The sequence below is a fragment of the Quadrisphaera sp. DSM 44207 genome, assembly GCF_900101335.1.
GTDB lineage: Bacteria > Actinomycetota > Actinomycetes > Actinomycetales > Quadrisphaeraceae > DSM-44207.
The window spans coordinates 785,950-806,549 of the sequence record NZ_FNKA01000001.1; the positions used below are offsets into that span (position 1 = coordinate 785,950).

Sequence of the window (20,600 nt, forward strand, 5' to 3'; positions counted from 1 at the left end):
GGTCACCGGCGCGACCGGTGGACCGGGGCCTCGGCGTCCCAGCTGGCGACGAGGGGGAGCAGGCGCGCCGTCGAGGAGTCCGGCCCGGCGGTGTAGACGACGAGCCTCTGCTCCGGCTCGTGAGAGCCGGTGACGATCTCGACGTCGAAGTGCAGCGGTCCGGTGGCCGGGTGGGCGATGCGCTTGGCCACCGAGGCGTCGTCGCGCACGGCGTGGTCGGTCCACCAGCGGGCGACGTCGGGATCGGCGGCGCGCAGCTCGCCGATGAGGGCGACCAGCCGCCGGTCGTGCGGGCGCCGGGCGGTCTCTCGGCGCATCGCGGCCACCGCGGCCGCGGCGAAGCCGGCCCAGTCGACGATGCGCTCGCGGGCCAGCGGGTCGCAGAACAGGTAGCGCCAGAACGACGTCCCCGGCTCCAGCGGGCGGCCGAGCACCGCACGCAGCAGCGCGTTGCGCGCCAGGACCTCACCGCGGTGGCCGAGCAGGAGGACCGGCAGGTGCTCGAGCGCGTCCATCACCCGCAGCAGCCCCGGGTCGGCTCGCTGGGCCGGCTTCGGTGCCCCGCTCCGTCGTCGCGGGGCCGGCGCGGCCAGGTCGCGCAGGTGGGCGCGCTCGACGTCGTCCAGGCGCAGCACCCGGGACAGCGCCGCGAGCACCTCCTCGGAGGGACTGGCCTGGCGACCCTGCTCGACGCGGCTGTAGTAGTCCGGGCTCAGGCCCGCGGCCACCGCCAGCTCCTCCCGGCGCAGCCCGGGCACCCGCCGCGGCCCGGGGAAGGCGGTGATGCCGGCCTGCGCGGGGGTCAGCCGGTCCCGCCGGGAGCGCAGGAAGGCGCCCAGCGCGGCGCGGTCACCCGTCACGCGACCACGGTAGGAGTGGCACCGGCCTCGGTCGGCCCTCCTGGGTGGTCCTGCCGTGACCAGGCAGCACCGGACCTGGCTGCACCCGGGGACCGGCGACCTGGCCGGCTCCCACCAGGAGCTGCGCGCCTTCGCCGCGGAGGCGACCCGGGTGCTCGGCGGGCGCGTCGACGTCCTGGTCAACAACGCCGGCCTGTACCCGGTGCCGGCCACGGAGGACCTGACCGACGCCGACCTGGACGCCTTGCTCGCGGTGAACGTGCGGGCCCCGCACGTCCTGGTCGCGGCGCTCGCCCCGGCCATGGCCGCGCGCGGCCACGGGGTCGTCGTCACCACGAGCTCGTGCATGGCCCGCGTGGGGTCCCCCTTCGGCGCGATGTACACCGCGACCAAGGCCGCCGACGAGCAGCTGACCCGGGCCTGGGCGGCCGAGTACGGGCCGCGCGGCGTGCGCGTCAACGCCGTCGCCCCGGGCGTTACCCTCACCCCGGGCAACGCCGCGCACCACGCGGTGCTCGACGCGATGGCCGCCGCCACCCCGGCCGGTGTCGTCGTCCGGCCCGAGGACGTGGCCGCCGGGGTGGTCCACCTGGCCTCCGACGACGCCGCGGTGGTCCACGGCACCGTCCTGTCCGTGGACGGCGGCATCGGCGCCACCCGCCTGGACCGCCCCGCCTGAGGAACCCGCTCACCGCCCCCGCCCTCGCGCGCGGCCGTCCCGCGCCACCAGGCGGGCTCGGGCCGGCTCAGCTCCGGCACCGCTGGTGGCAGGCCCGGTGAGCACGGCGACGGGCGGCAGGGGCGTGGCGGTTCCGGCGCGGAAGCCCTGCAGCAGGTAGGCCGCGAGCCGGCGCGACGCGGCCAGCCGGGTGTCGGGGTCCTCGTGGACGATCCCGCGGTTGGCCATGAGCAGCAGGGTGAGGTCGTGCCGGCTGAAGTCCGCGCGCAGCTCCCCCGCGTCCTGGGCCCGTCGGGCCAGGTCGGCGAACGCGCGCTCGGCCCGTTCCCGCTGGTCCTCGACGTCCACCCTGCCGGGGAAGGCGGAGAGGAAGGCGCCGGTGAAGCCCCGGTCGGCGGCGTCCAGGGCGCACAGGCCCTCGACGGCGGCGCAGAACCCGCGCCACGGGTCGGGGTCGCGCGAGGCGTCGAGGACGACGCTCACGCAGGCGGTGACCTGCTCGGTGAACACCTCGGTGATCAGCGCTTCGCGGGTCGGGAAGCGGCGGTAGAGGGTGGCGGCCCCGACCCCGGAGCGCCGGACGACCTCCAGCACCGGTGCGTCCAGGCCGCGCTCGGCGAAGACGGCGCGGGCGGCGTCGAGGATGCGCCGGCGGTTCTCCCGCGCGTCGGCGCGCAGCGGCGGCGCGCCGGGAGAGGCGCTCGGCGGGCCCGGCTTCCGAGAGGACGGAGGAGGCACGTCTCCCACTCCACCGCGAGTGGGCGACGGTGTCCACATGAGCCGCTACCGTCGAGGAGCGACGGGCCGACGGCGCCGTCCGTCCACGAGGGAGGGGCCACGACATGACCTCACCAGCAGCCTCGACGGAGTCCACGTCGCCGAGGGTGATGCGGCGCGCGCAGTACGACCGGTACGGGCCGCCCGAGGTGCTCCGCGTGGCGGAGGTCCCGGTGCCGGTCCCCGGGCCCGGGGAGGTCCTGGTTCGGGTGCACGCCACGAGCGTCAACGGCGGTGAGCTGCTGGCGAGGTCCGGGAGGTTGCGGTGGGTCACCCGCGGGCCCTTCCCGCGGGGCACGGGAGTCGACTTCGCCGGTGAGGTGGCGCACGTGGACGGCTCCCCGACGGGGCCGGGCGACCTCGCCGTCGGCGACCGCGTCTGGGGCGTCCTGCCCCGCCGCCAGTACGCCAGCGGGCGGGCCGGGGCCGCCGCGGAGCACGTCGCAGTGCCGGCCGGCCACGTGGCCCCGAGCCCCGCGGGGCTGGACCTGGTGCGAGCCGCGGCGCTGCCGGTCGTGGGCACCACGGCCATCACCGCGCTGCGTGACCAGGTGCGCCTGCAGCCGGGTGAGCGGCTGCTCGTGCGCGGCGCCAGCGGTGGGGTCGGCAGCGTCGCCGTGCAGCTGGGCCGGGCGCTCGGGGCTCGGGTCACCGGCCTCGCCAGCCGGCGCCACCTGGACCTGGTCAGGGAGCTGGGCGCCGAGGAGGCGCTCGACCGCGCGCAGGTCGCACCCGACGACCTGGGCACCTTCGACGTCGTCCTCGACACCGCCGGCAGTGACCTAGCCGCCTACCGCCGCCTGCTTGGCCCTCGCGGCCGGATGGTGACCATCACCCCCGACTTCACCCACCTGGCCGCCTCCGCCGGCTACCTGGCCGGCTCCGTCGTCTTCGGCTCCCGCCGGGTCCGGTTCTTCACGGGCACCCCCACCCGCCCGCTGCTCGCCGCCCTGACCGCCCACGTGGAGGCCGGGGAGGTCCGCCCGGTCGTCGACACCGTCCACCCCCTCGCCGGCATCGCCGGTGCCCACCGGGCGGCAGGAGCCGGCGGCAGCCGGGGCAAGCATGTCGTCCGCCTGGTGTGACGCGCGTGCGAACGAGGAGGTCCTCCGAGACCTCCGCGACGCCGCCCTGCCAGGCTCGGCCAGCTCGGTGCAGAAGGACATCATCGACCACCACGCGACCGCTGCCTCGATGCGCTCGCGAGCGGACAGCTCCCGCGGGGCCAGGGCGACGAGCGCGGCCAGCAGCTCCGGGCCCGGCGCGAGCGCGAGCAGCTCGGCGACCGGTGGGCGCAGCACCGTCGGCTCGGGCACCGCCTCGCCCGGACCGTCCAGCACCGCCGGATCGAACGCGCGTCCGATCGCACCGGAGACCACTGATGCTCGGTCGCCGCCGTCCACAGCCCCAGCAGCCCACAGGCACGACGAGCAGCGGCACGGCCCGACGGGCCTATCCCGTCAGCCAGCGCGCGCGTCCGCCGTCCCTACCGCCCGCAGCACGTCCTCCACCGAACCCTGCCACTCCTCCAGCAGCTCCGCCGGGCGGAACCCCATCGCCTCGTTGACGGCGATCATCGGCGCGTTGCCCGCGGCGTTGTACGTGCTCACCACCCGCGCCTGCGGCCACCGGGACGTCGCCTCCTCCAGCGCGGCGAGCTTGAGCGCCAGGCCGAGGCGGCGCCCGCGGTGCCGTCGCAGCACCAGGGTGTCCCCCTGGTGCAGGCGGTCCGGCGTCCACCGGCTGTGCACGAGCTGGGTGAAGCCGACCCACTCCCCGGTGGCGTCGACCGCCACAGCCGTGACCGCCTCGCGCCCCTGCGCGGCCGCGCGCTCCTCACCGGCGACCACGCGCGCCTCGTCCCACACCTCCGGCTCCAGGTGCAGGTCCCCCATCGGCGCGTCCGTGGACATCCGCGCCGACAGCACCGCCATCCGCGCGCGGTCCTCCGGCGGGGTCGGGCCCGTCCACACCCGCAGCGCGTACCCGCCCGTGCGGGCGCGCACCTGCTGGCGCAGGCGCGTGAGCCGCTCGAGGTCGGCGGGCAGGGCCAGGTCGCGGCGGACGTCGACCAGCCCTCGCCGCATACCGACCCGCCCGGCCAGCCGCGACCCGGGCCACGTCGGGCCGGTGTCCTCCGGCGCGGTGCCCGGCTCCAGCGGGCGCGAGATCTCGGCGAGCAGGAGGCTGCGCCCCTCGGCGGCGGCGAGCCGCACGACCTCTCGCACCAGCGCCGTCCCGACCCCCCGTCCCCTGTACGCGGGCGGCACCGCGACGGCGACGTGGGCCAGGTCGGGATTGTCCCGCTGCGGCAGGTCCACGCGCCCGCCCCCGACGACGCGCTCGCCGTCCGTGGCCGCGAGCAGCGTGGTCACCCGCTCGGGGTCGCCGACGCGCAGGGCGGCCAGCTCCTCGGCCGGGTGCCACGCCGTGGCGCCGTCCAGCCCGGCCGCCTGCCCGGCGTGGACGGCGTCCGCCCACCGCCGGCCCCATCGCTGCAGCTGGTCCTGGCCGGCGGGCCCGTCGGTGCGGGCGGTGAGGATCTGCACGACGGCATCCGAGCGCACGCTGGGAGTCGTGGCAACGCGTCTGACGGATGGTCCTGTGCGTGGCGGCCCGGGCGGCAGGGCAGCTGCCTACAGCGCCAGCTCGGCGGCGACCACGGCGGCGAGCCGGTCGGCGACGGCCTGCGCCTGGTCGGCCGCGGAGGCCTCCACCATCACCCGCACCAGCGGCTCGGTGCCCGAGGGGCGCAGCAGCACCCGCCCCGTCGTGCCCAGCTCCGCCTCGGCCTGCGCGACGGCGGCCCGCACGCCCTCGTGCGAGCTGGCCCGCGCCTTGTCGACGTCCGGGACGTTGACGAGCACCTGCGGCAGGCGCCGGACGACGGAGGCGACCTCGGCGAGCGGGCGGCCCAGCTCGGCCACGCGCGCCAGCAGGTGCAGCGCCGTCAGGACGCCGTCGCCGGTGGTCTGGTGGTCGAGCATCACGACGTGCCCGGACTGCTCGCCGCCGAGGCTGTAGCCGCCCTCGCGCATGGCCTCCAGCACGTAGCGGTCGCCGACGGCGGTCTGCACCACCCGCACGCCCGCCTCCCGCATCGCGAGGATCAGGCCGAGGTTGCTCATCACGGTCGCGACGAGCACGTCGCCGGCCAGCGCGCCCCGCTCCTTCAGCGCGAGCGCGAGCACGCCCATGACCTGGTCGCCGTCGACGAGCTCGCCCCTCGCGTCCACGGCGAGGCAGCGGTCGGCGTCGCCGTCGAAGGCCACGCCGGCGTCCGCGCCCGCGGCCAGCACGGCCTCGCGCAGCGGCCCGGGGTGCGTCGAGCCGACGCCGTCGTTGGTGTTCAGCCCGTCGGGCTCGGCGCCGAGGACGGTGACGTCGGCGCCCGCGCGGCGCAGCGCCTCCGGGCCCACCCACCACGCCGCGCCGTGGGCGCAGTCGACGACGACGCGCAGGCCGTCGAGGCGGTGCGGCGCGGAGGCGACCAGGTGCTCCACGTACCGCTGCGCGCCCGAGCCGTCGGGGCGCACGCGGCCCACCGCGGCCCCGGTGGGGCGCTGCCACGGCTCGCGCAGGCGCGCCTCGATCGCGTCCTCGACCTCGTCGGGCAGCTTGTGCCCCCCGCGCGCGAAGAACTTGATGCCGTTGTCCGGCACCGGGTTGTGCGAGGCCGACAGGACGACGCCGAGGTCCGCGCCGGTGGCGGTCACCAGGTGCGCGATGCCCGGCGTCGGCAGGACGCCGACGTCCTGGACGTCGACGCCCGCGCTGGCCAGGCCGGCCACCACGGCGGCGGAGAGGAACTCCCCCGAGGCGCGCGGGTCGCGGCCGACCACCGCGCGAGGGCGGTGGCCGGCGAAGGCCCCGGCGTCGCCGAGGACGTGCGCGGCCGCGACGGACAGGTCCAGCGCCAGCTCGGCGGTGACGTCGACGTTCGCGAGCCCGCGCACGCCGTCGGTGCCGAACAGGCGTCCCATCGCGGGGCCGGTGCCAGACGGGCGGCGGGTCAGCGCTTGCTGTACTGGGGCGCCTTGCGGGCCTTCTTCAGACCGGCCTTCTTGCGCTCCGTGACGCGGGCGTCGCGGGTGAGGAAGCCGGCCTTCTTCAGCGAGGGCCGGTTGGCCTCGACGTCCACCGCGTTCAGCGCGCGCGCCACGCCCAGGCGCAGGGCGCCGGCCTGGCCGGAGACGCCGCCGCCGTCGATGCGGGCGACGACGTCGAAGCGGCCCTCGACCTCGGTCACGCGCAGCGGGTCGCTGACCAGCTGCTGGTGCACCTTGTTCGGGAAGTAGTCGTCCAGCGGGCGGCCGTTGATGCTCCACTGCCCGGTGCCGGGGACGATGCGCACCCGGGCGACGGCCTCCTTGCGGCGGCCGGTCGCCGCGGCGGGGGCGATGATGCTGGCACCGCCGCTGGCGGCGCCGGGCGTGGAGGTGCTGTAGCTGCTCGGGGCGTCCTCGGCGTCGTACTCGACGCCGGCGTCCTGGGCGGAGGTGTCGGTGCTCAACGGATCTCCTACTGCGCGACCTGGGTGAGGGTGTACGGCACGGGCTGCTGCGCCGCGTGCGGGTGCTCCGGGCCCGAGTAGACCTTGAGCTTGCTCAGCATCTGACGGCCGAGGCTGTTCTTGGGGATCATGCCGCGGATCGCCTTCTCGACCGCCCTCTCCGGGCGGCGGGCGAGCAGGTCGGTGTACAGCTCCGACTTCAAGCCGCCCGGGTAGCCGGAGTGGCGGTACGCGCGCTTCTTCTCCGACTTGCTGCCGGTCAGCACGACCTTGTCCGCGTTGACGATGATGACGAAGTCACCGGTGTCCACGTGCGGGGCGAAGACGGGCTTGTGCTTGCCGCGCAGCAGCTGCGCGGCCTGGCTGGCCAGGCGACCCAGGACGACGTCCGAGGCGTCGATGACGAACCAGCGCCGCTCGACCGACTCGGGCTTGGGGGTGTACGTGCGCACGCTGGGACCTTCGCTGTCGTGGTGGGACCTGCCGGCTGCTGCGGCCCTGCGCCGGAGGAGTCGACGGCGTGCGGGGGCGCACAACGCCTGCCACAGTACCTGCGCGCGCCAGGGGCGGTCAAAGCGCGCGGCGGGCGCGTCAGAGCGCCTCGGGGTCGGTCGGCTCCGGGACGACGTGCATCGCCGCCTCCTCCGCGGAGGACTGGCCGCCGTCCAGGCCGACGTCCTGCGCCACGGCGTCCTTCTCGGTGTCCGTGCCGGCGCCGGCGTCGGGCTCGACGATGCGACCGGCGCGCTCGTAGCCGACCTGGTCGTCGAGCAGCTCCCCGTCGTCGGGCTCGTCCGCGGGCGTCTCGGGGCCGTCGGCGCCGATCGCTCCGCCGGAGCCCGCGGGCGCGTCCGGCTCCTCCTGGGCGAGGCGGTCCTCCAGGGTCTCCCCGCGGTGCTCCTCCTCGGCGGTCAGCCCGTGGCGGAAGAGGGGGCTGGGCCGCTCCTCGGTGGTGTAGCCGCGCTCGAACTCCGCGCCGGTGACCCGGTCGTCGTTGATGTCGCCCGTCTCCAGGACGCCGTCGTGGTCCTGCGGCTCGGAGGCGACCGTGCGCTCCTCGAGGTCGTCGTCGGTGGCGCGCGGGTCGAACCGCTCGGCGTCGCTCTGGCGGGGCTGCTCGGTCATGCTCCGACCCTGCCACGGCCCCGCAGGCGCGTCGCGGCGGGAGCGGGCCGCGCGGGCCCGCTCGGCCAGCTGCTCGTCGGGCGGGTAGTCCACCGCCTCCAGGACGAGGCCGCGGGCCGGCGCCACCTGCACCGCGCCGTCGCGGACGCCGGCGCGCAGCACCCGCTCCGGCCACTCCACCGGCCGCCGGGCCTGCCCCACCGCCAGGAGGGCGCCGACGAGGGCGCGCACCATGGAGTGGCAGAAGGCGTCGGCGACCACGGTGGCGACCACGAGGCCGTCGGCGTCGCGGCGCCAGTCGCAGCGCAGCAGGGTGCGCACCGTCGTCGCGCCCGAGCGCGGGCGGCAGTACGCGGCGAAGTCGTGCAGCCCCACCAGCGCGGCGGCGGCGCGGTCCATCGCAGCGACGTCGAGGGCGCCGGCGGGGGCGCGCACGCCCACCACGTCCCGGCGGCGCAGCGGCGGCACGCCGGCGGGGTCGTCGCCCACGCGGTAGGCGTAGCGGCGGCGCAGCGCGGAGAACCGGGCGTCGAAGCCCGCCGGGGCGGGCGCGGCGGAGCGCACGAGCACGTCGGGGGGCAGCACGCCGCCCAGGCGGTCGCGCAGGGCCTGCCCCGGCGGCCGGGAGGAGCGGCCCGGCGCCGCGCGCCACGCCGGCGCGGGCAGGTCGACGGAGCACACCTGACCGGTGGCGTGGACGCCGGCGTCCGTGCGCCCGGCCACCGCGGTCGCGGGCGGCGCCGGCAGGCGCAGGACCCGCGCCAGGGCCGCCTCGAGCTCCCCCTGCACCGTGCGCAGCCCCGGCTGGCGGGCCCAGCCCGCGAAGTCCGTGCCGTCGTAGGACAGGTCGAGGCGGACGCGGACGAGCCCGCCGCCCCCGGACGGGGGTGGCGGGCTCGCCGGGCTGGGACCTGGGCTCAGGCCCGCTCCTCCGGTGCCGGCACGGCGCCGTCCGCCAGCTGCTCGTCGACCGCGGTCTCCGAGCTGGTGACGGCGGTGGCCCCGCCGGGCTGCGTGGTCGCGGTGTCCGCGGGCGCGTCGGTCGTCGGCGCGCTCGCCGCCTCGGCGTCGGCGTCCGACCCCGCAGCGTCCGACCCCGCAGCGTCCGGCCCCGCAGCGTCCGGCCCCGCAGCGGCGGCCGGGACGGCCGCCGGGGCGACGGCGCGGTCGCGGGCGGCGCGGGAGGTGGCGGCCTCGGCCTCGCGCACGGTGGCGGCGCGGGCGGTCAGCGGCTCGAGCACCAGCTCGATGACCGCCATCGGGGCGTTGTCGCCCTTGCGCGGCCCGATCTTGGTGATGCGGGTGTAGCCGCCCTGGCGCTCGGCCATCGCCGGGGCGATCTCGGTGAAGAGCTCGTGGACGACGCCCTTGTCGCGGACGACGGTCAGGACCCGCCGGCGCGCGGCGAGGTCACCGCGCTTGGCGAAGGTGACCAGGCGCTCGGCCAGCGGGCGCAGCCGCTTGGCCTTGGCCTCGGTCGTGGTGATGCTGCGGTGCTCGAACAGCTGGCTGGCCAGACCGGCGAGCAGCATCCGCTCGTGCGCCGGGCCACCGCCGAGCCGCGGACCCTTGGTGGGCGTGGGCATGGTCGTCGATCTCCTGTGGTCGGTCGGGAGGGGGCCGGCCGACCGGCCGGTCCCCTCCCCGGGTCAGTACTGCTCGGTCTCGGCGTAGGCGGAGTCGTCGTCGGCGCCGAAGCTGTCGACGGCCGCGCCGGGGTCGAACCCGGGCGGTGAGTCCTTCAGCTGCAGGCCCATGCCCTGCAGCTTGACCTTGACCTCGTCGATGGACTTCGCGCCGAAGTTGCGGATGTCCATCAGGTCGGCCTCGCTGCGCGCGGTCAGCTCGCCCACGGTGTGGATGCCCTCGCGCTTGAGGCAGTTGTAGGAGCGGACGGTCAGCTCCAGCTCCTCGATCGGCAGGGCGAGGTCCGCCGCGAGCGCGGCGTCCGTCGGCGAGGGGCCCATGTCGATGCCCTCGGCCTCGAGGTTGAGCTCGCGGGCGAGGCCGAAGAGCTCCATGAGCGTCTTGCCGGCGCTGGCCATGGCGTCGCGCGGGTGCGTCGACGGCTTGGTCTCGACGTCGACGACGAGGCGGTCGAAGTCGGTGCGCTGCTCGACGCGGGTCGCCTCGACCTTGTACGTGACCTTCAGGACCGGCGAGTAGATGGAGTCGACCGGGATCCGGCCGATCTCGGCGTCACCGCTCTTGTTCTGGTTGGCCGAGACGTAGCCGCGGCCGCGCTCGACGGTCAGCTCGACCTCCAGGCGCGCGCTCTCGTTGAGCGTGGCCAGCACGAGGTCGGGGTTGTGCACCTCCACGCCGGCGGGCGGGGCGATGTCGGCGGCCGTCACGGCGCCGGGGCCCTGCTTGCGCAGGTACATCACGACCGGCTCGTCGTGCTCGGAGGAGACGACGAGGGACTTGATGTTGAGGATGAGCTCGGTGACGTCCTCCTTGACGCCCGGCACGGTGGTGAACTCGTGCAGGACGCCGTCGATGCGGATGCTCGTCACGGCGGCACCCGGGATGGAGGACAGCAGGGTGCGGCGCAGGGAGTTGCCGAGGGTGTAGCCGAAGCCCGGCTCGAGGGGCTCGATGACGAAGCGCGAGCGGTGCTCGGCGACGCTGTCCTCGACCAGGGCGGGGCGCTGTGCGATCAGCACTTCGGTGCCTTCCTGCCGGGATCCGCCATATGACCCCGGCGTGCGGCCCGGGCGGGCTCGGTCCGCCGCCCGGGGTGGTGCTCGGTGGTGAGTCCGGTGGTGCGTTCGGTGGTGAGCTGGGAGCTCAGACGCGGCGGCGCTTGGGCGGCCGGGTGCCGTTGTACGGCGTGGGGGTGACGTCCTGGATCGAGCCGACCTCCAGGCCCGTGGCCTGCAGGGAGCGGATCGCGGTCTCGCGGCCGGAGCCGGGGCCCTTGACGAAGACGTCGACCTTGCGCATGCCGTGCTCCTGCGCGCGGCGGGCGGCCGCCTCGGCGGCCATCTGCGCGGCGAACGGCGTGGACTTCCGCGAGCCCTTGAAGCCGACCTGGCCGGCGGAGGCCCACGAGATCACGGCGCCGCTGGGGTCCGTGATCGAGACGATCGTGTTGTTGAAGGTGCTCTTGATGTGCGCCTGGCCGACGGAGACGTTCTTGCGCTCCTTGCGGCGGGGACGGCGGGCGGCGCCGGCGGCGGCGCGGCGGGTCTGGGGGGGCATGCGCGGTCTCTTCCTGGAGGGGCTGTCGAGGGGGCGGTGGGGCCGGGGCCTACTTGCGCCCGGCCTTCTTCTTGCCGGCGACGGTGCGCTTGGGACCCTTGCGGGTGCGCGCGTTCGTCTTGGTGCGCTGGCCGCGCACCGGCAGGCCGCGGCGGTGGCGCAGGCCCTCGTAGCTGCCGATCTCCACCTTGCGGCGGATGTCGGCCGCCACCTCGCGGCGCAGGTCGCCCTCGACCCGGAAGTTCGCCTCGATGTAGTCGCGCAGGGCGACGAGCTCGTCCTCGCCCATGTCACGCACCCGCCGGTCCGGGCTGATCCCGGTCGCGGTGAGCAGCTCCTTGGCGCGGGTGCGCCCCACGCCGAAGATGTAGGTGAGCGCCACCTCGACCCGCTTCTCGCGGGGGAGGTCGACGCCGACGATGCGTGCCATGTGTCCGGGGCCTCTCAGGGGACCGGAGGTTTGGAGCAGCACCGCTCCCGCCGGACCGGCGGGTCCCCGGCCTCCGGACCGGGGGTGTCGGTCCGCCCGAGGGCGGACCGGGTGCTGCGGGGAGGGGCGGGACGCTCGGCGCCGTCCCGGGGTGCCGGGGAGGGCAGCCCTGGCGCTGCTTGTGGCGCAGGTTCTCGCAGATCACCATGACCCGGCCGTGGCGGCGGATCACCTTGCACTTGTCGCAGATCTTCTTGACGCTGGGCTTGACCTTCATCGATCTTCCTCGCGGGGCCGGGGCCCGGAGCGGGGCCCGTGGGGGTGGGTCACTTGTAGCGGTAGACGATGCGCCCGCGGGACAGGTCGTACGGGCTCAGCTCCACCACCACGCGGTCCTCGGGGAGGATCCGGATGTAGTGCTGCCGCATCTTGCCGGAGATGTGCGCGAGCACCTTGTGGCCGTTGGAGAGCTCCACGCGGAACATCGCGTTGGGGAGCGCCTCCACCACCGAGCCCTCGATCTCGATGACGCCGTCCTTCTTGGGCATGTCCTCCGCTCACCGACCGGCCCGCTGCGCGGGGCGGTCCGCCGTCCTTGGTCCGCGCGCGCGTGGTCGGCGCTCGCGGTCGTGGTCCCGGCCCCCGCTCCACCGCGGCCACCCGCGCAGCGGGGGCGGTGGCCGCACGAGGCCGACTCCCCAGGGTACGCCACCGGCCCGCGGGATCGGAAATCGCCGGCGCCGCTCAGTCCAGCGGCGCGACCTCCACGCCGAGCTCGGCCAGGCGCGCGCGGCCGCCGTCGGGGGCGGTCAGCACCCACGGCCCGGCGGGGCCGAGGGCGACGGTGTGCTCCCAGTGGGCCGCGCGCGAGCCGTCGGTGGTCACGACCGTCCACTCGTCGTCCAGGACGTCGGTCTCGGCGGTGCCGCGGGCGAGCATCGGCTCCACCGCCACGCACAGGCCCGGCTTGAGCCTCGGGCCGCGCGCGGAGGTGCGGTGGTTGAGCACCTCGGGCGCCTGGTGCATGGCGGTGCCGATGCCGTGCCCGACGTAGCCCTCGACGATGGCGGCCCGGCCGGCCACGGCGTCCTCGACGGCCGCGCCGACGTCGCCCAGGCGCCCGCCGACCGCCACGGCCGCCAGGCCCGCCCACATCGCCTGCTCGGTGGCCAGCACCAGCTCCGCGTCGGCGGGGTCGGCCGGGTCCAGCACCGCGGTGAACGCCGCGTCGCCGTGCCAGCCCGCGCCGTCGACCTCCACGAACGCGCCGCAGTCCACGGACACGACGTCCCCGGGGGCCAGCACGCGCCCGCCCGGGATCCCGTGGACGACCTCCTCGTTGACGGAGACGCACAGCACCGCCGGGTAGCCGTGGTAGCCGAGGAAGGAGGGCCGGGCGCCGGCGCTCTCGATCACCCGCGCCGCGACGGCGTCGAGGTCGGCCGTGGTCAGGCCCGGGCGCACCGCCTCGCGCACGGCGGCCAGGGCGTCGGCGACCACGAGCCCCGCGCGGCGCATCGCCCGCACCTGCGCGGGGGTCTTGTACTCGATCCGGTCGCGTCCCAGCACGGCGCCGCCGACCGCTCTCAGGCCCGGCCGTCGAGGGCGGCGACGACCCGGGCGGTGACCTCCTCGACCGGCCCGATGCCGTCGACGCGGCGCAGCAGGCCCCGGGAGGCGTACAGGTCCGTCAGCGGGGCCGTCTGCTCCCGGTAGACCTCCAGGCGCCGGCGCACGACGGCCTCGTCGTCGTCCGCGCGCCCGTCGACGGCGGCCCGCCTGCGCAGGCGCCCCACGACCTCCTCCTCGTCGGCGACGAGCTCGACGACGGCGTCCAGGCCGGCGCCGGCCCCGGCGAGCATGCCGTCGAGCTCCTCGACCTGCGCCGTCGTGCGCGGGTAGCCGTCGAGGAGGAAGCCCCCGGCGGCGTCCGGCTGCGCCAGCCGGTCGGCGACCATCGCGTTGACGACCTCGTCCGGCACGTACTCCCCGGCGTCCATGTACTGCTGCGCGCGGCGGCCGAGCTCGGTCTGCTCCTTCGCGTTGCGCCGGAAGATGTCGCCGGTGGAGATGGCGGGGACGCCGAGCCGCTCGGCGAGCAGGGCGGCCTGCGTGCCCTTGCCGGCTCCGGGCGGGCCGAGGAGGACCAGTCGCGTCATCGGAGGAACCCTTCGTAGTGGCGCTGCTGCAGCTGGGACTCGATCTGCTTCACCGTCTCCAGGCCGACCCCCACGATGATGAGGATGGAGGCCCCGCCGAACGGGAAGTTCTGGTTGGCGCCGACCAGCACGAGCGCGACGACGGGGATCAGCGCCACCACGCCCAGGTACAGCGCCCCGGGCAGCGTGATGCGGGTCAGCACGTAGTCGAGGTACTCGGCCGTCGGGCGCCCGGCGCGCACGCCGGGGATGAACCCGCCGACGCGCTTGATGTTGTCCGCCACCTCCTCGGGGTTGAACGTGATCGCCACGTAGAAGTACGTGAAGAACACGATGAGGAGGAAGTACAGGGTGATGTAGAGGGGGTGGTCACCGGCCGTGAACGTCTCCTGCAGCCAGACCACCCATCCCGCGGTGGGGTCGGCGAACTGCGCGACCAGGGAGGGCAGGTACAGCAGCGAGGAGGCGAAGATGATCGGGATCACCCCGGCCATGTTCACCTTCATGGGGATGTACGTGCTCGTCCCGCCGTACATGCGCCGCCCGACCATGCGCTTGGCGTACTGCACCGGCACGCGGCGCTGGGACTGCTCGACGAAGACCACGAGCGCGACGACGACCAGGCCGACGGCGATGACGAGCGCCATGACGTCGTAGCCGCGCTCGCGCCCGATGGCCCAGATGGAGGACGGGAAGGTCGCGGCGATCGAGGTGAAGATCAGCAGGGACATCCCGTTGCCGATCCCGCGCTCGGTGACCAGCTCGCCCATCCACATCACCAGGCCGGTGCCGGCCGTCATGGTCAGCACCATGAGCAGCACCACGGGCACCGAGCCGTCGGGGATGACGTCGCCGCACGCCGCCGGGGCGCCGGCGCCGCCCCCGAACAGGTTGCCCGAGCGGGCGACCGCGATGTACGTCGTGGACTGCAGCACCGCCAGCGCGATCGTCAGGTAGCGCGTGTACTGGGTCAGCTTGGCGGTGCCGGACTGGCCCTCCTGGTGCAGGGCCTCGAAGCGGGGGATCACCACGCGCAGCAGCTGGATGATGATGCTCGCGGTGATGTAGGGCATGATCCCGAGCGCGAACACGGACAGCTGCAGCAGCGCGCCGCCGCTGAAGAGGTTGACCAGCCCCAGCAGGTCGCCCGTGGTGGAGATCCCCCCCAGGCACTCCTGCACGTTGCGGTAGCTCACGCCCGGCGTCGGGATGAACGACCCCAGCCGGAAGACGGCCATGATGGCCAGCGTGAAGAGCAGCTTGCGCCGCAGGTCGGGCGTCTTGAACGCCCGCACGAATGCGCTGAGCACCAGTCCTCCATCGTCCGCCCCGCAGGGCGCTCCTGTCCCCCGCACCGGCCGGGCCGGGCGGCCGCGTCGCGCAGCCGGGGCGCGCCGGACGCGCGGACGCGCCCGGGCGAGGTTACCGCCCGGGCGCGTCCGGAGTGCGCGGGACGCCGCCTCCGCTGGTCGCGGACGGCGTCCCGGGACCTGTCACAGCGTGGTGGTGCTCCCGCCGGCGGCCGCGATCTTCTCGGCCGCGGAGGCGGAGAAGGCGTGCGCGCTCACCCGCAGCGCCACCGAGACCTCCCCCGTGCCGAGGACCTTCACGCGCTGCTTGCGGCGCACGGCCCCCTTGGCGACGAGGTCCTCGACGGAGACGGGCCCCCCGGCGGGGAACAGCTCCGAGAGGCGGTCGAGGTTCACGACCTGGTACTCGGTCTTGAACGGGTTGGTGAAGCCGCGCAGCTTCGGCAGCCGCATGTGCAGCGGCATCTGCCCGCCCTCGAAGGCCTCGGGCACCGCGTAGCGGGCCCGGCTGCCCTTGGTGCCGCGGCCCGCGGTCTTGCCCTTGCTGCCCTCGCCGCGGCCGACGCGGGTCTTCGCGGTGCGCGCGCCCGGCGCCGGGCGCAGGTGGTGCACCTTCAGGGCGCTGCCGCCCCCGGCCGCGCCCCGGGCGGTGCCCCCGACGGTGGCCGGGGCGGTGCTGTCGGTGCTCTCGCTCATGTCAGTCGACCTCCTCGACGGCGACCAGGTGGCTCACCGTCACGACCATCCCGCGGATCTCGGGACGGTCCTCCTTCACGACGACGTCGCCGATCCGCTTCAGCCCCAGCGAGCGCAGGGTGTCGCGCTGGTTCTGCTTGCCGCCGATCTCCGACCGGGTCTGGGTGACCTTCAGGCGTGCCATCAGGCGCTCGCCTCCGCCCGGGCCCGCAGCAGCGCCGCCGGCGCCACCTCGTCGATGCCCAGGCCCCGGCGCGCCGCCACGGCCTCCGGCTGCTCCAGGCCCTTGAGCGCCGTCACCGTCGCCTTGACGATGTTGATGGCGTTGGAGGAGCCCAGGGACTTGCTCAGCACGTCGTGGATGCCGGCGCACTCGAGGACGGCGCGCACCGGGCCGCCGGCGATGACGCCGGTGCCGGGGGACGCCGGGCGCAGGAGCACGACGCCCGCGGCGTCCTCGCCCTGCACCGGGTGCGGGATGGTGCCCTGGATCCGCGGGACGCGGAAGAAGCTCTTCTTCGCCTCCTCGACGCCCTTGGCGATCGCCGCGGGCACCTCCTTGGCCTTGCCGTAGCCGACGCCGAGGGTGCCGTCGCCGTCGCCCACCACGACCAGCGCGGTGAAGCTGAAGCGGCGACCGCCCTTGACGACCTTGGCGACGCGGTTGATGGTCACGACGCGCTCGATGAACTGGCTGCGCTCCTGGGCGCCGCCGCCGCTGCGGTCGTTGCGGTCACGGCGGTCGCGGCGGTCGCCGCCCCCGCCCGCGGACCCGCCGGCAGCGGGGCCGCTGCCCCTGCGCTGCTGTCCGGGCATCAGATGGTCCTCTCGTCCTGGTGCGTGCTCGTCGTGGGTCGAGCCGTCGCTCGTGCGCTCACAGGGCCAGCCCGCCCTCGCGGGCGCCCTCGGCGACGGCGGCGACCCGGCCGTGGTAGCGGTTGCCGCCCCGGTCGAAGACCACGGCCTCGATCCCGGCGGCGCGGGCGCGCTCGGCCACCAGCTCGCCGACGCGGCGGGCCTTGGCGGTCTTGTCGCCCTCGGCGGCGCGCAGGTCCGCCTCCATGGTGGAGGCCGACGCCACGGTGCGGCCGACGGTGTCGTCGACGACCTGCACGAACAGGTGGCGGCTGGACCGGGTGACCACCAGCCGCGGCCGGACCGCGGTGCCGGTGACCTTCTTGCGCACCCGCACGTGCCGGCGCTTGCGGGCAGCGCCCTGCGACTTGCCGCTGCCCCTGCGGAGCAGGGTGCTCCTGCTGGCCAGAGCCATCACTTACCAGCCTTCCCGACCTTGCGCCGGACCTGCTCGCCGGCGTAGCGCACGCCCTTGCCCTTGTACGGGTCGGGCCGGCGCAGCTTGCGGATCTTCGCGGCGACCTCGCCCACCTGCTGCTTGTCGATGCCCTGCACCGAGAAGCGGTTGGGGGCCTCGACCGCGAAGGTGATGCCGTCGGGGGCCCCGACGAGCACCGGGTGGCTGAAGCCGAGCGCGAACTCCAGGTCCGCGCCGCGGGCCTGCACCCGGTACCCGGTGCCGACGATCTCCAGGCGCTTGGTGTAGCCCTCGGTGACGCCGACGACCATGTTGGCCAGCAGCGTGCGCGTCAGGCCGTGCAGCGACTTGGACAACCGCTCGTCGTCCGGACGGGTCACCGCGAGGACGCCGTCCTCACCGCGGGTGACCGCGATGGGGGCGGGAACGGTGTGCCGCAGCGTGCCGCGGGGTCCCGTGACCGTGACGGCGTCGCCGTCGACGGTCACGTCGACGCCGCTGGGCACCGGGATGGGCAGCTTGCCGATGCGCGACATGGGTCCTCCTCCTCACCAGACGTAGGCGAGGACTTCCCCGCCCACGCCCTGCTTGGCCGCCTGGCGGTCGGTGAGCAGCCCCGAGGACGTGGACAGGATCGCCACGCCGAGGCCGCCCAGGACGCGCGGCAGGTTCGTCGACTTCGCGTACACGCGCAGCCCTGGCTTGCTCACCCGGCGCAGGCCGGCGATGGAGCGCTCGCGGTTGGGACCGAACTTCAGGTCCAGCACGAGCTTCTTGCCCACCTCGGCGTCCTCGACGCGCCAGGCGGCGATGTAGCCCTCGGTGCGCAGGATCTCCGCGACGCGGGACTTGATCTTGCTGTACGGCATGGTGACCTCGTCGTGGTACGCCGTGTTGGCGTTCCGCAGGCGCGTCAGCATGTCCGCGATCGGGTCGGTCATGGTCATCGGGCTCGTCCGCCCTTCCTCGCCGTGGTTTCCGCCGCGCTCAGCGCGGGACCTGCGGCGCAGTCGTTCGTGGTCGTTACCAGGAGCTCTTGGTGATGCCCGGCAGCTCACCGCGGTGAGCCATGTCGCGCAGGCAGATCCGGCAGATGCCGAACTTGCGGTACACCGAGTGAGGGCGCCCGCAGCGCTGGCAGCGGGTGTAGGCGCGCACGCCGAACTTCGGCTTGCGGGACGCCTTGACGATCAGCGCGGTCTTCGCCACGTCAGCTCTCCTTGAAGGGGAATCCGAGGAGCCGCAGCAGCGCCCGGCCCTCGTCGTCGGAGGTGGCCGTGGTGACGACGGTGATGTCCATCCCGCGCACCCGGTCGATCCTGTCCTGGTCGATCTCGTGGAACATCGACTGCTCGTCGAGGCCGAAGGTGTAGTTGCCCCGGCCGTCGAACTGCCGCGGCGAGAGCCCGCGGAAGTCGCGGATGCGCGGCAGCGCCAGCGACAGCAGGCGGTCCAGGAACTCCCACATCCGGTCGCCGCGCAGGGTGGTGTGCGCGCCGATCGGCATGCCCTCGCGCAGCTTGAACTGCGCGATGGACTTGCGGGCCCGGGTCACGGCGGGGCGCTGGCCGGTGATGGCCGACAGGTCGCGCACCGCGCCGTCGATGAGCTTGGAGTCGCGCGCGGCGTCACCCACGCCCATGTTCACGACGACCTTGACCAGGCCGGGCACCTGCATGGGGTTGGCGTAGCCGAACTGCTCGCGCAGCGCGGGGACGACCTCGGTGCGGTAGCGCGCCTGCAGCCGCGGCGCGACGCGCTCGGCCCGGGCGGGGGCGTCAGCGGGGGTGCTCATGCGATGTCCTCACCCGAGCGCTTGGCGACCCGGACGCGCACGGTGCGCTCCCGGCCGTCGCGCTCGACCGTCTCGGTGCGGATGCCCACGCGGGTGGGCCGCTTCGTCTGCGGGTCGACCAGCATCACGTTGCTGATGTGGATCGGGGCCTCGTGCGTCTCGATGCCGCCGGTGCGGCTGCCGCGCGCCGACGTCCCGGCCTTCACGTGCTTGGTGATCCGGTTGACGCCCTCGACCAGCACGCGCTGGCGCTCGGGGAAGACCTCGATGACGCGGCCCTGCTTGCCGCGGTCGCCGCCGCGGGCCTGCGTGGCTCCTGAGACGACCTGGACGAGGTCGCCCTTCTTGATGCGGATCTTCGCCATGCTCACAGCACCTCCGGCGCCAGCGAGATGATCTTCATGAAGCGCTTGTCGCGCAGCTCGCGACCGACGGGGCCGAAGATGCGCGTGCCGCGGGGGTCGCCGTCGGCGCGCAGGATCACGGCCGCGTTCTCGTCGAAGCGGATGTATGAGCCGTCCGGACGGCGGCGCTCCTTGGAGGTGCGGACGACGACGGCCTTGACCACGTCGCCCTTCTTGACGTTGCCGCCCGGGATCGCGTCCTTGACGGTGGCGACGATGACGTCGCCGATGCCGGCGTAGCGGCGCCCGGAACCGCCGAGCACGCGGATGCAGAGGATCTCCTTGGCACCCGTGTTGTCGGCGACCCTCAGCCGCGACTCCTGCTGGATCACTGCTTCTCTCCTGTCGTCGCGCCGGTCCTCGTTGGGCGCCGGGGGAACCCCGAGCGCCCGGCGAGCCTGGCGGAACCGGTGGTGCTGGTGGCTACTTGGCCTTCTCGAGGACCTCGACGACGCGCCAGCGCTTCGTCGCCGACAGCGGCCGGGTCTCGACGATGGAGACCAGGTCGCCGATGCCGGCGACGCCGGCCTCGTCGTGGGCCTTGACCTTGCTGGTGCGCCGCACGACCTTGCCGTACAGCGCGTGCTTGACGCGGTCCTCGACGGCCACGACCACGGTCTTGGTCATCTTGTCGCTGACCACGTAGCCGCGGCGGGACTTGCGGTAGCCGCGGGCCGGGGCCGCAGCGCCGGTGGGCTCGGGAGCGGAGCTCTGCTCGCTCACTGGGTCTCGACCTCCCCGATGCCGAGCTCGCGCTCGCGCATGGTCGTGTAGATCCGGGCGATGTCCCGGCGCACGGCGCGCAGCCGCGCGTTGTTCTCCAGCTGCCCGGTGGCCGACTGGAAGCGGAGGTTGAACAGCTCCTCCTTGGCCTTGCGCAGCTCCTCGACGAGGCGCTCGTCCTCGAGGCCGCGCAGGGCGGCCGGCGTGAGGTCCTTCGAGCCCACGGCCATCAGGCGTCACTCCCCTCGCGGGTCACGAACCGGGCCTTCATCGGGAGCTTGTGGATCGCGCGGCGCATGGCCTCGCGGGCGATCGGCTCCGGCACGCCGGACAGCTCGAACATCACGCGACCGGGCTTGACGTTGGCGATCCACCACTCGGGCGAGCCCTTGCCGGAGCCCATCCGGGTCTCGGCGGGCTTCTTCGTCAGCGGCCGGTCGGGGTAGATGTTGATCCACACCTTGCCGCCGCGCCGGATGTGGCGGGTCATGGCGATGCGGGCGGACTCGATCTGGCGGTTGGTGACGTACCCGTGCTCCACGGCCTGGATGCCGTAGTCGCCGAACGTCACCTCGGTGCCGCCGGTCGCGGCGCCCCTGCGGGTGGGGTGGTGCTGCTTGCGGTGCTTGAGCCGCCGGGGGATCAGCACGTC

29 protein-coding genes and 2 pseudogenes are annotated in these 20,600 nt (G+C 74.9%); 2 read left to right on the forward strand and 29 right to left on the reverse strand.

Annotated features, from left to right (window positions below; translation table 11 throughout):
- Positions 1 to 2: 2 nt before the first annotated feature.
- On the reverse strand, positions 3 to 860 hold the full coding sequence (locus tag BLS82_RS03640; protein ID WP_092861616.1) for a helix-turn-helix transcriptional regulator: 858 nt from the start codon (positions 858 to 860) through the stop codon (positions 3 to 5).
- Positions 861 to 915: 55 nt separating this feature from the next.
- On the opposite strand from BLS82_RS03640, the gene BLS82_RS03645 reads away from it, so the two are divergent.
- A complete protein-coding gene (locus tag BLS82_RS03645) occupies positions 916 to 1,539 on the forward strand; it encodes an SDR family NAD(P)-dependent oxidoreductase (RefSeq protein WP_255378081.1) in 624 nt (207 codons plus the stop codon).
- Positions 1,540 to 1,548: 9 nt separating this feature from the next.
- Here BLS82_RS03645 and BLS82_RS03650 read toward each other — a convergent pair whose 3' ends face one another.
- Positions 1,549 to 2,277 carry a TetR/AcrR family transcriptional regulator gene (locus tag BLS82_RS03650; RefSeq protein WP_218123506.1) on the reverse strand — a complete coding sequence of 243 codons (729 nt, stop codon included), beginning with the start codon at positions 2,275 to 2,277 and terminating at the stop codon, positions 1,549 to 1,551.
- A 149-nt stretch (positions 2,278 to 2,426) separates the two neighbouring features.
- Between BLS82_RS03650 and BLS82_RS03655 the strand changes: the two genes are divergently transcribed.
- Complete coding sequence (locus BLS82_RS03655) at positions 2,427 to 3,401, forward strand: NAD(P)-dependent alcohol dehydrogenase (protein ID WP_092862757.1); 975 nt, start codon at positions 2,427 to 2,429, stop codon at positions 3,399 to 3,401.
- Positions 3,402 to 3,776: 375 nt separating this feature from the next.
- Here the strand turns inward: BLS82_RS03655 and BLS82_RS03660 are convergent, their stop codons facing one another.
- The 27 genes and pseudogenes from BLS82_RS03660 to rplP all read right to left on the reverse strand — a co-directional run bounded on the left by BLS82_RS03660 (position 3,777) and on the right by rplP (position 20,597).
- Positions 3,777 to 4,865: a GNAT family N-acetyltransferase gene (locus BLS82_RS03660; protein WP_176818907.1), complete on the reverse strand. Its 1,089-nt coding sequence runs from the start codon at positions 4,863 to 4,865 to the stop codon at positions 3,777 to 3,779.
- Positions 4,866 to 4,952: 87 nt separating this feature from the next.
- Positions 4,953 to 6,299 carry a phosphoglucosamine mutase gene (gene glmM, locus BLS82_RS03665; RefSeq protein WP_092861622.1) on the reverse strand — a complete coding sequence of 449 codons (1,347 nt, stop codon included), beginning with the start codon at positions 6,297 to 6,299 and terminating at the stop codon, positions 4,953 to 4,955.
- A gap of 29 nt (positions 6,300 to 6,328) precedes the next feature.
- Entirely contained in the window at positions 6,329 to 6,829 is a 501-nt protein-coding gene (gene rpsI / locus BLS82_RS03670) for a 30S ribosomal protein S9 (RefSeq protein ID WP_092861624.1), read from the reverse strand.
- A gap of 8 nt (positions 6,830 to 6,837) precedes the next feature.
- Entirely contained in the window at positions 6,838 to 7,281 is a 444-nt protein-coding gene (rplM, locus tag BLS82_RS03675; RefSeq protein WP_092861626.1) for a 50S ribosomal protein L13, read from the reverse strand.
- A 139-nt stretch (positions 7,282 to 7,420) separates the two neighbouring features.
- Positions 7,421 to 8,875 (reverse strand): tRNA pseudouridine(38-40) synthase TruA, encoded by a 1,455-nt coding sequence (gene truA, locus BLS82_RS03680; RefSeq protein ID WP_092861628.1) that lies wholly within the window; start codon positions 8,873 to 8,875, stop codon positions 7,421 to 7,423.
- Positions 8,872 to 9,540 carry a 50S ribosomal protein L17 gene (gene rplQ, locus BLS82_RS16705; protein ID WP_092861630.1) on the reverse strand — a complete coding sequence of 223 codons (669 nt, stop codon included), beginning with the start codon at positions 9,538 to 9,540 and terminating at the stop codon, positions 8,872 to 8,874. Before rplQ ends, truA begins: the two co-directional genes overlap by 4 nt.
- A gap of 63 nt (positions 9,541 to 9,603) precedes the next feature.
- Positions 9,604 to 10,620, reverse strand: a complete 1,017-nt coding sequence (locus tag BLS82_RS03690) for a DNA-directed RNA polymerase subunit alpha (protein WP_092861632.1) — start codon at positions 10,618 to 10,620, stop codon at positions 9,604 to 9,606.
- A 124-nt stretch (positions 10,621 to 10,744) separates the two neighbouring features.
- Positions 10,745 to 11,158: a 30S ribosomal protein S11 gene (rpsK, locus tag BLS82_RS03695; RefSeq protein ID WP_092861634.1), complete on the reverse strand. Its 414-nt coding sequence runs from the start codon at positions 11,156 to 11,158 to the stop codon at positions 10,745 to 10,747.
- A gap of 49 nt (positions 11,159 to 11,207) precedes the next feature.
- Complete coding sequence (gene rpsM, locus BLS82_RS03700) at positions 11,208 to 11,588, reverse strand: 30S ribosomal protein S13 (RefSeq protein ID WP_092861636.1); 381 nt, start codon at positions 11,586 to 11,588, stop codon at positions 11,208 to 11,210.
- Between the two features lie 166 nt (positions 11,589 to 11,754).
- Positions 11,755 to 11,865 (reverse strand): annotated as a pseudogene (gene rpmJ / locus BLS82_RS03705) (50S ribosomal protein L36); the annotation flags it as partial.
- A gap of 49 nt (positions 11,866 to 11,914) precedes the next feature.
- On the reverse strand, positions 11,915 to 12,136 hold the full coding sequence (infA, locus tag BLS82_RS03710; protein WP_052530803.1) for a translation initiation factor IF-1: 222 nt from the start codon (positions 12,134 to 12,136) through the stop codon (positions 11,915 to 11,917).
- A gap of 196 nt (positions 12,137 to 12,332) precedes the next feature.
- Positions 12,333 to 13,157 (reverse strand): type I methionyl aminopeptidase, encoded by an 825-nt coding sequence (gene map / locus BLS82_RS03715; RefSeq protein WP_092861638.1) that lies wholly within the window; start codon positions 13,155 to 13,157, stop codon positions 12,333 to 12,335.
- A 17-nt stretch (positions 13,158 to 13,174) separates the two neighbouring features.
- Positions 13,175 to 13,747, reverse strand: coding sequence for an adenylate kinase (locus BLS82_RS03720; protein ID WP_176818908.1), 573 nt, complete (start codon positions 13,745 to 13,747; stop codon positions 13,175 to 13,177).
- Entirely contained in the window at positions 13,744 to 15,057 is a 1,314-nt protein-coding gene (secY, locus tag BLS82_RS03725) for a preprotein translocase subunit SecY (protein WP_092861640.1), read from the reverse strand. Before secY ends, BLS82_RS03720 begins: the two co-directional genes overlap by 4 nt.
- A 183-nt stretch (positions 15,058 to 15,240) precedes the next feature.
- Positions 15,241 to 15,753 (reverse strand): 50S ribosomal protein L15, encoded by a 513-nt coding sequence (gene rplO / locus BLS82_RS03730; RefSeq protein ID WP_092861642.1) that lies wholly within the window; start codon positions 15,751 to 15,753, stop codon positions 15,241 to 15,243.
- A gap of 1 nt (position 15,754) precedes the next feature.
- Positions 15,755 to 15,937, reverse strand: a complete 183-nt coding sequence (rpmD, locus tag BLS82_RS03735) for a 50S ribosomal protein L30 (RefSeq protein WP_092861644.1) — start codon at positions 15,935 to 15,937, stop codon at positions 15,755 to 15,757.
- Positions 15,937 to 16,569, reverse strand: coding sequence for a 30S ribosomal protein S5 (gene rpsE / locus BLS82_RS03740; protein ID WP_092861646.1), 633 nt, complete (start codon positions 16,567 to 16,569; stop codon positions 15,937 to 15,939). Before rpsE ends, rpmD begins: the two co-directional genes overlap by 1 nt.
- 58 nt (positions 16,570 to 16,627) lie before the next feature.
- Positions 16,628 to 17,023, reverse strand: coding sequence for a 50S ribosomal protein L18 (gene rplR, locus BLS82_RS03745; protein ID WP_092862759.1), 396 nt, complete (start codon positions 17,021 to 17,023; stop codon positions 16,628 to 16,630).
- The gene (gene rplF, locus BLS82_RS03750) at positions 17,023 to 17,562 is read right to left on the reverse strand and encodes a 50S ribosomal protein L6 (RefSeq protein WP_092861648.1); all 540 of its coding nucleotides are present in this window, start codon (positions 17,560 to 17,562) and stop codon (positions 17,023 to 17,025) included. The genes rplR and rplF overlap by 1 nt, the downstream gene beginning before the upstream one ends.
- A 12-nt stretch (positions 17,563 to 17,574) precedes the next feature.
- Positions 17,575 to 17,973, reverse strand: coding sequence for a 30S ribosomal protein S8 (gene rpsH, locus BLS82_RS03755; RefSeq protein ID WP_092861650.1), 399 nt, complete (start codon positions 17,971 to 17,973; stop codon positions 17,575 to 17,577).
- A 76-nt stretch (positions 17,974 to 18,049) separates the two neighbouring features.
- Positions 18,050 to 18,235, reverse strand: a complete 186-nt coding sequence (locus BLS82_RS03760; RefSeq protein WP_092861652.1) for a type Z 30S ribosomal protein S14 — start codon at positions 18,233 to 18,235, stop codon at positions 18,050 to 18,052.
- A gap of 1 nt (position 18,236) precedes the next feature.
- Positions 18,237 to 18,821 (reverse strand): 50S ribosomal protein L5, encoded by a 585-nt coding sequence (rplE, locus tag BLS82_RS03765; RefSeq protein WP_092861654.1) that lies wholly within the window; start codon positions 18,819 to 18,821, stop codon positions 18,237 to 18,239.
- The gene (rplX, locus tag BLS82_RS03770) at positions 18,818 to 19,186 is read right to left on the reverse strand and encodes a 50S ribosomal protein L24 (RefSeq protein WP_092861656.1); all 369 of its coding nucleotides are present in this window, start codon (positions 19,184 to 19,186) and stop codon (positions 18,818 to 18,820) included. The genes rplE and rplX overlap by 4 nt, the downstream gene beginning before the upstream one ends.
- A gap of 2 nt (positions 19,187 to 19,188) precedes the next feature.
- A complete protein-coding gene (gene rplN / locus BLS82_RS03775; protein WP_092861658.1) occupies positions 19,189 to 19,557 on the reverse strand; it encodes a 50S ribosomal protein L14 in 369 nt (122 codons plus the stop codon).
- A 91-nt stretch (positions 19,558 to 19,648) separates the two neighbouring features.
- On the reverse strand, positions 19,649 to 19,948 hold the full coding sequence (gene rpsQ / locus BLS82_RS03780; protein ID WP_092861660.1) for a 30S ribosomal protein S17: 300 nt from the start codon (positions 19,946 to 19,948) through the stop codon (positions 19,649 to 19,651).
- Positions 19,949 to 19,965: 17 nt separating this feature from the next.
- A pseudogene (gene rpmC / locus BLS82_RS03785) lies at positions 19,966 to 20,178 on the reverse strand (50S ribosomal protein L29); the annotation flags it as partial.
- Complete coding sequence (gene rplP / locus BLS82_RS03790) at positions 20,178 to 20,597, reverse strand: 50S ribosomal protein L16 (protein ID WP_092861664.1); 420 nt, start codon at positions 20,595 to 20,597, stop codon at positions 20,178 to 20,180. The gene rplP and the pseudogene rpmC, both read right to left, overlap by 1 nt.
- Positions 20,598 to 20,600 lie beyond the last annotated feature (3 nt).

What these genes read in the sequence shown, in the direction of transcription:
- BLS82_RS03655 (WP_092862757.1), top strand. Translation starts at nt 2,427, where the DNA reads ATGCGGCGCGCGCAGTACGACCGGTACGGGCCGCCCGAGGTGCTCCGC.
- glmM (WP_092861622.1), bottom strand. Translation starts at nt 6,299, where the DNA reads ATGGGACGCCTGTTCGGCACCGACGGCGTGCGCGGGCTCGCGAACGTC.
- rplQ (WP_092861630.1), bottom strand. Translation starts at nt 9,540, where the DNA reads ATGCCCACGCCCACCAAGGGTCCGCGGCTCGGCGGTGGCCCGGCGCAC.
- rpsK (WP_092861634.1), bottom strand. Translation starts at nt 11,158, where the DNA reads ATGCCCCCCCAGACCCGCCGCGCCGCCGCCGGCGCCGCCCGCCGTCCC.
- rpsM (WP_092861636.1), bottom strand. Translation starts at nt 11,588, where the DNA reads ATGGCACGCATCGTCGGCGTCGACCTCCCCCGCGAGAAGCGGGTCGAG.
- infA (WP_052530803.1), bottom strand. Translation starts at nt 12,136, where the DNA reads ATGCCCAAGAAGGACGGCGTCATCGAGATCGAGGGCTCGGTGGTGGAG.
- BLS82_RS03720 (WP_176818908.1), bottom strand. Translation starts at nt 13,747, where the DNA reads ATGACGCGACTGGTCCTCCTCGGCCCGCCCGGAGCCGGCAAGGGCACG.
- rplO (WP_092861642.1), bottom strand. Translation starts at nt 15,753, where the DNA reads ATGAGCGAGAGCACCGACAGCACCGCCCCGGCCACCGTCGGGGGCACC.
- rpmD (WP_092861644.1), bottom strand. Translation starts at nt 15,937, where the DNA reads ATGGCACGCCTGAAGGTCACCCAGACCCGGTCGGAGATCGGCGGCAAG.
- rpsE (WP_092861646.1), bottom strand. Translation starts at nt 16,569, where the DNA reads ATGCCCGGACAGCAGCGCAGGGGCAGCGGCCCCGCTGCCGGCGGGTCC.
- rplR (WP_092862759.1), bottom strand. Translation starts at nt 17,023, where the DNA reads ATGGCTCTGGCCAGCAGGAGCACCCTGCTCCGCAGGGGCAGCGGCAAG.
- rplF (WP_092861648.1), bottom strand. Translation starts at nt 17,562, where the DNA reads ATGTCGCGCATCGGCAAGCTGCCCATCCCGGTGCCCAGCGGCGTCGAC.
- rpsH (WP_092861650.1), bottom strand. Translation starts at nt 17,973, where the DNA reads ATGACCATGACCGACCCGATCGCGGACATGCTGACGCGCCTGCGGAAC.
- rplE (WP_092861654.1), bottom strand. Translation starts at nt 18,821, where the DNA reads ATGAGCACCCCCGCTGACGCCCCCGCCCGGGCCGAGCGCGTCGCGCCG.
- rplX (WP_092861656.1), bottom strand. Translation starts at nt 19,186, where the DNA reads ATGGCGAAGATCCGCATCAAGAAGGGCGACCTCGTCCAGGTCGTCTCA.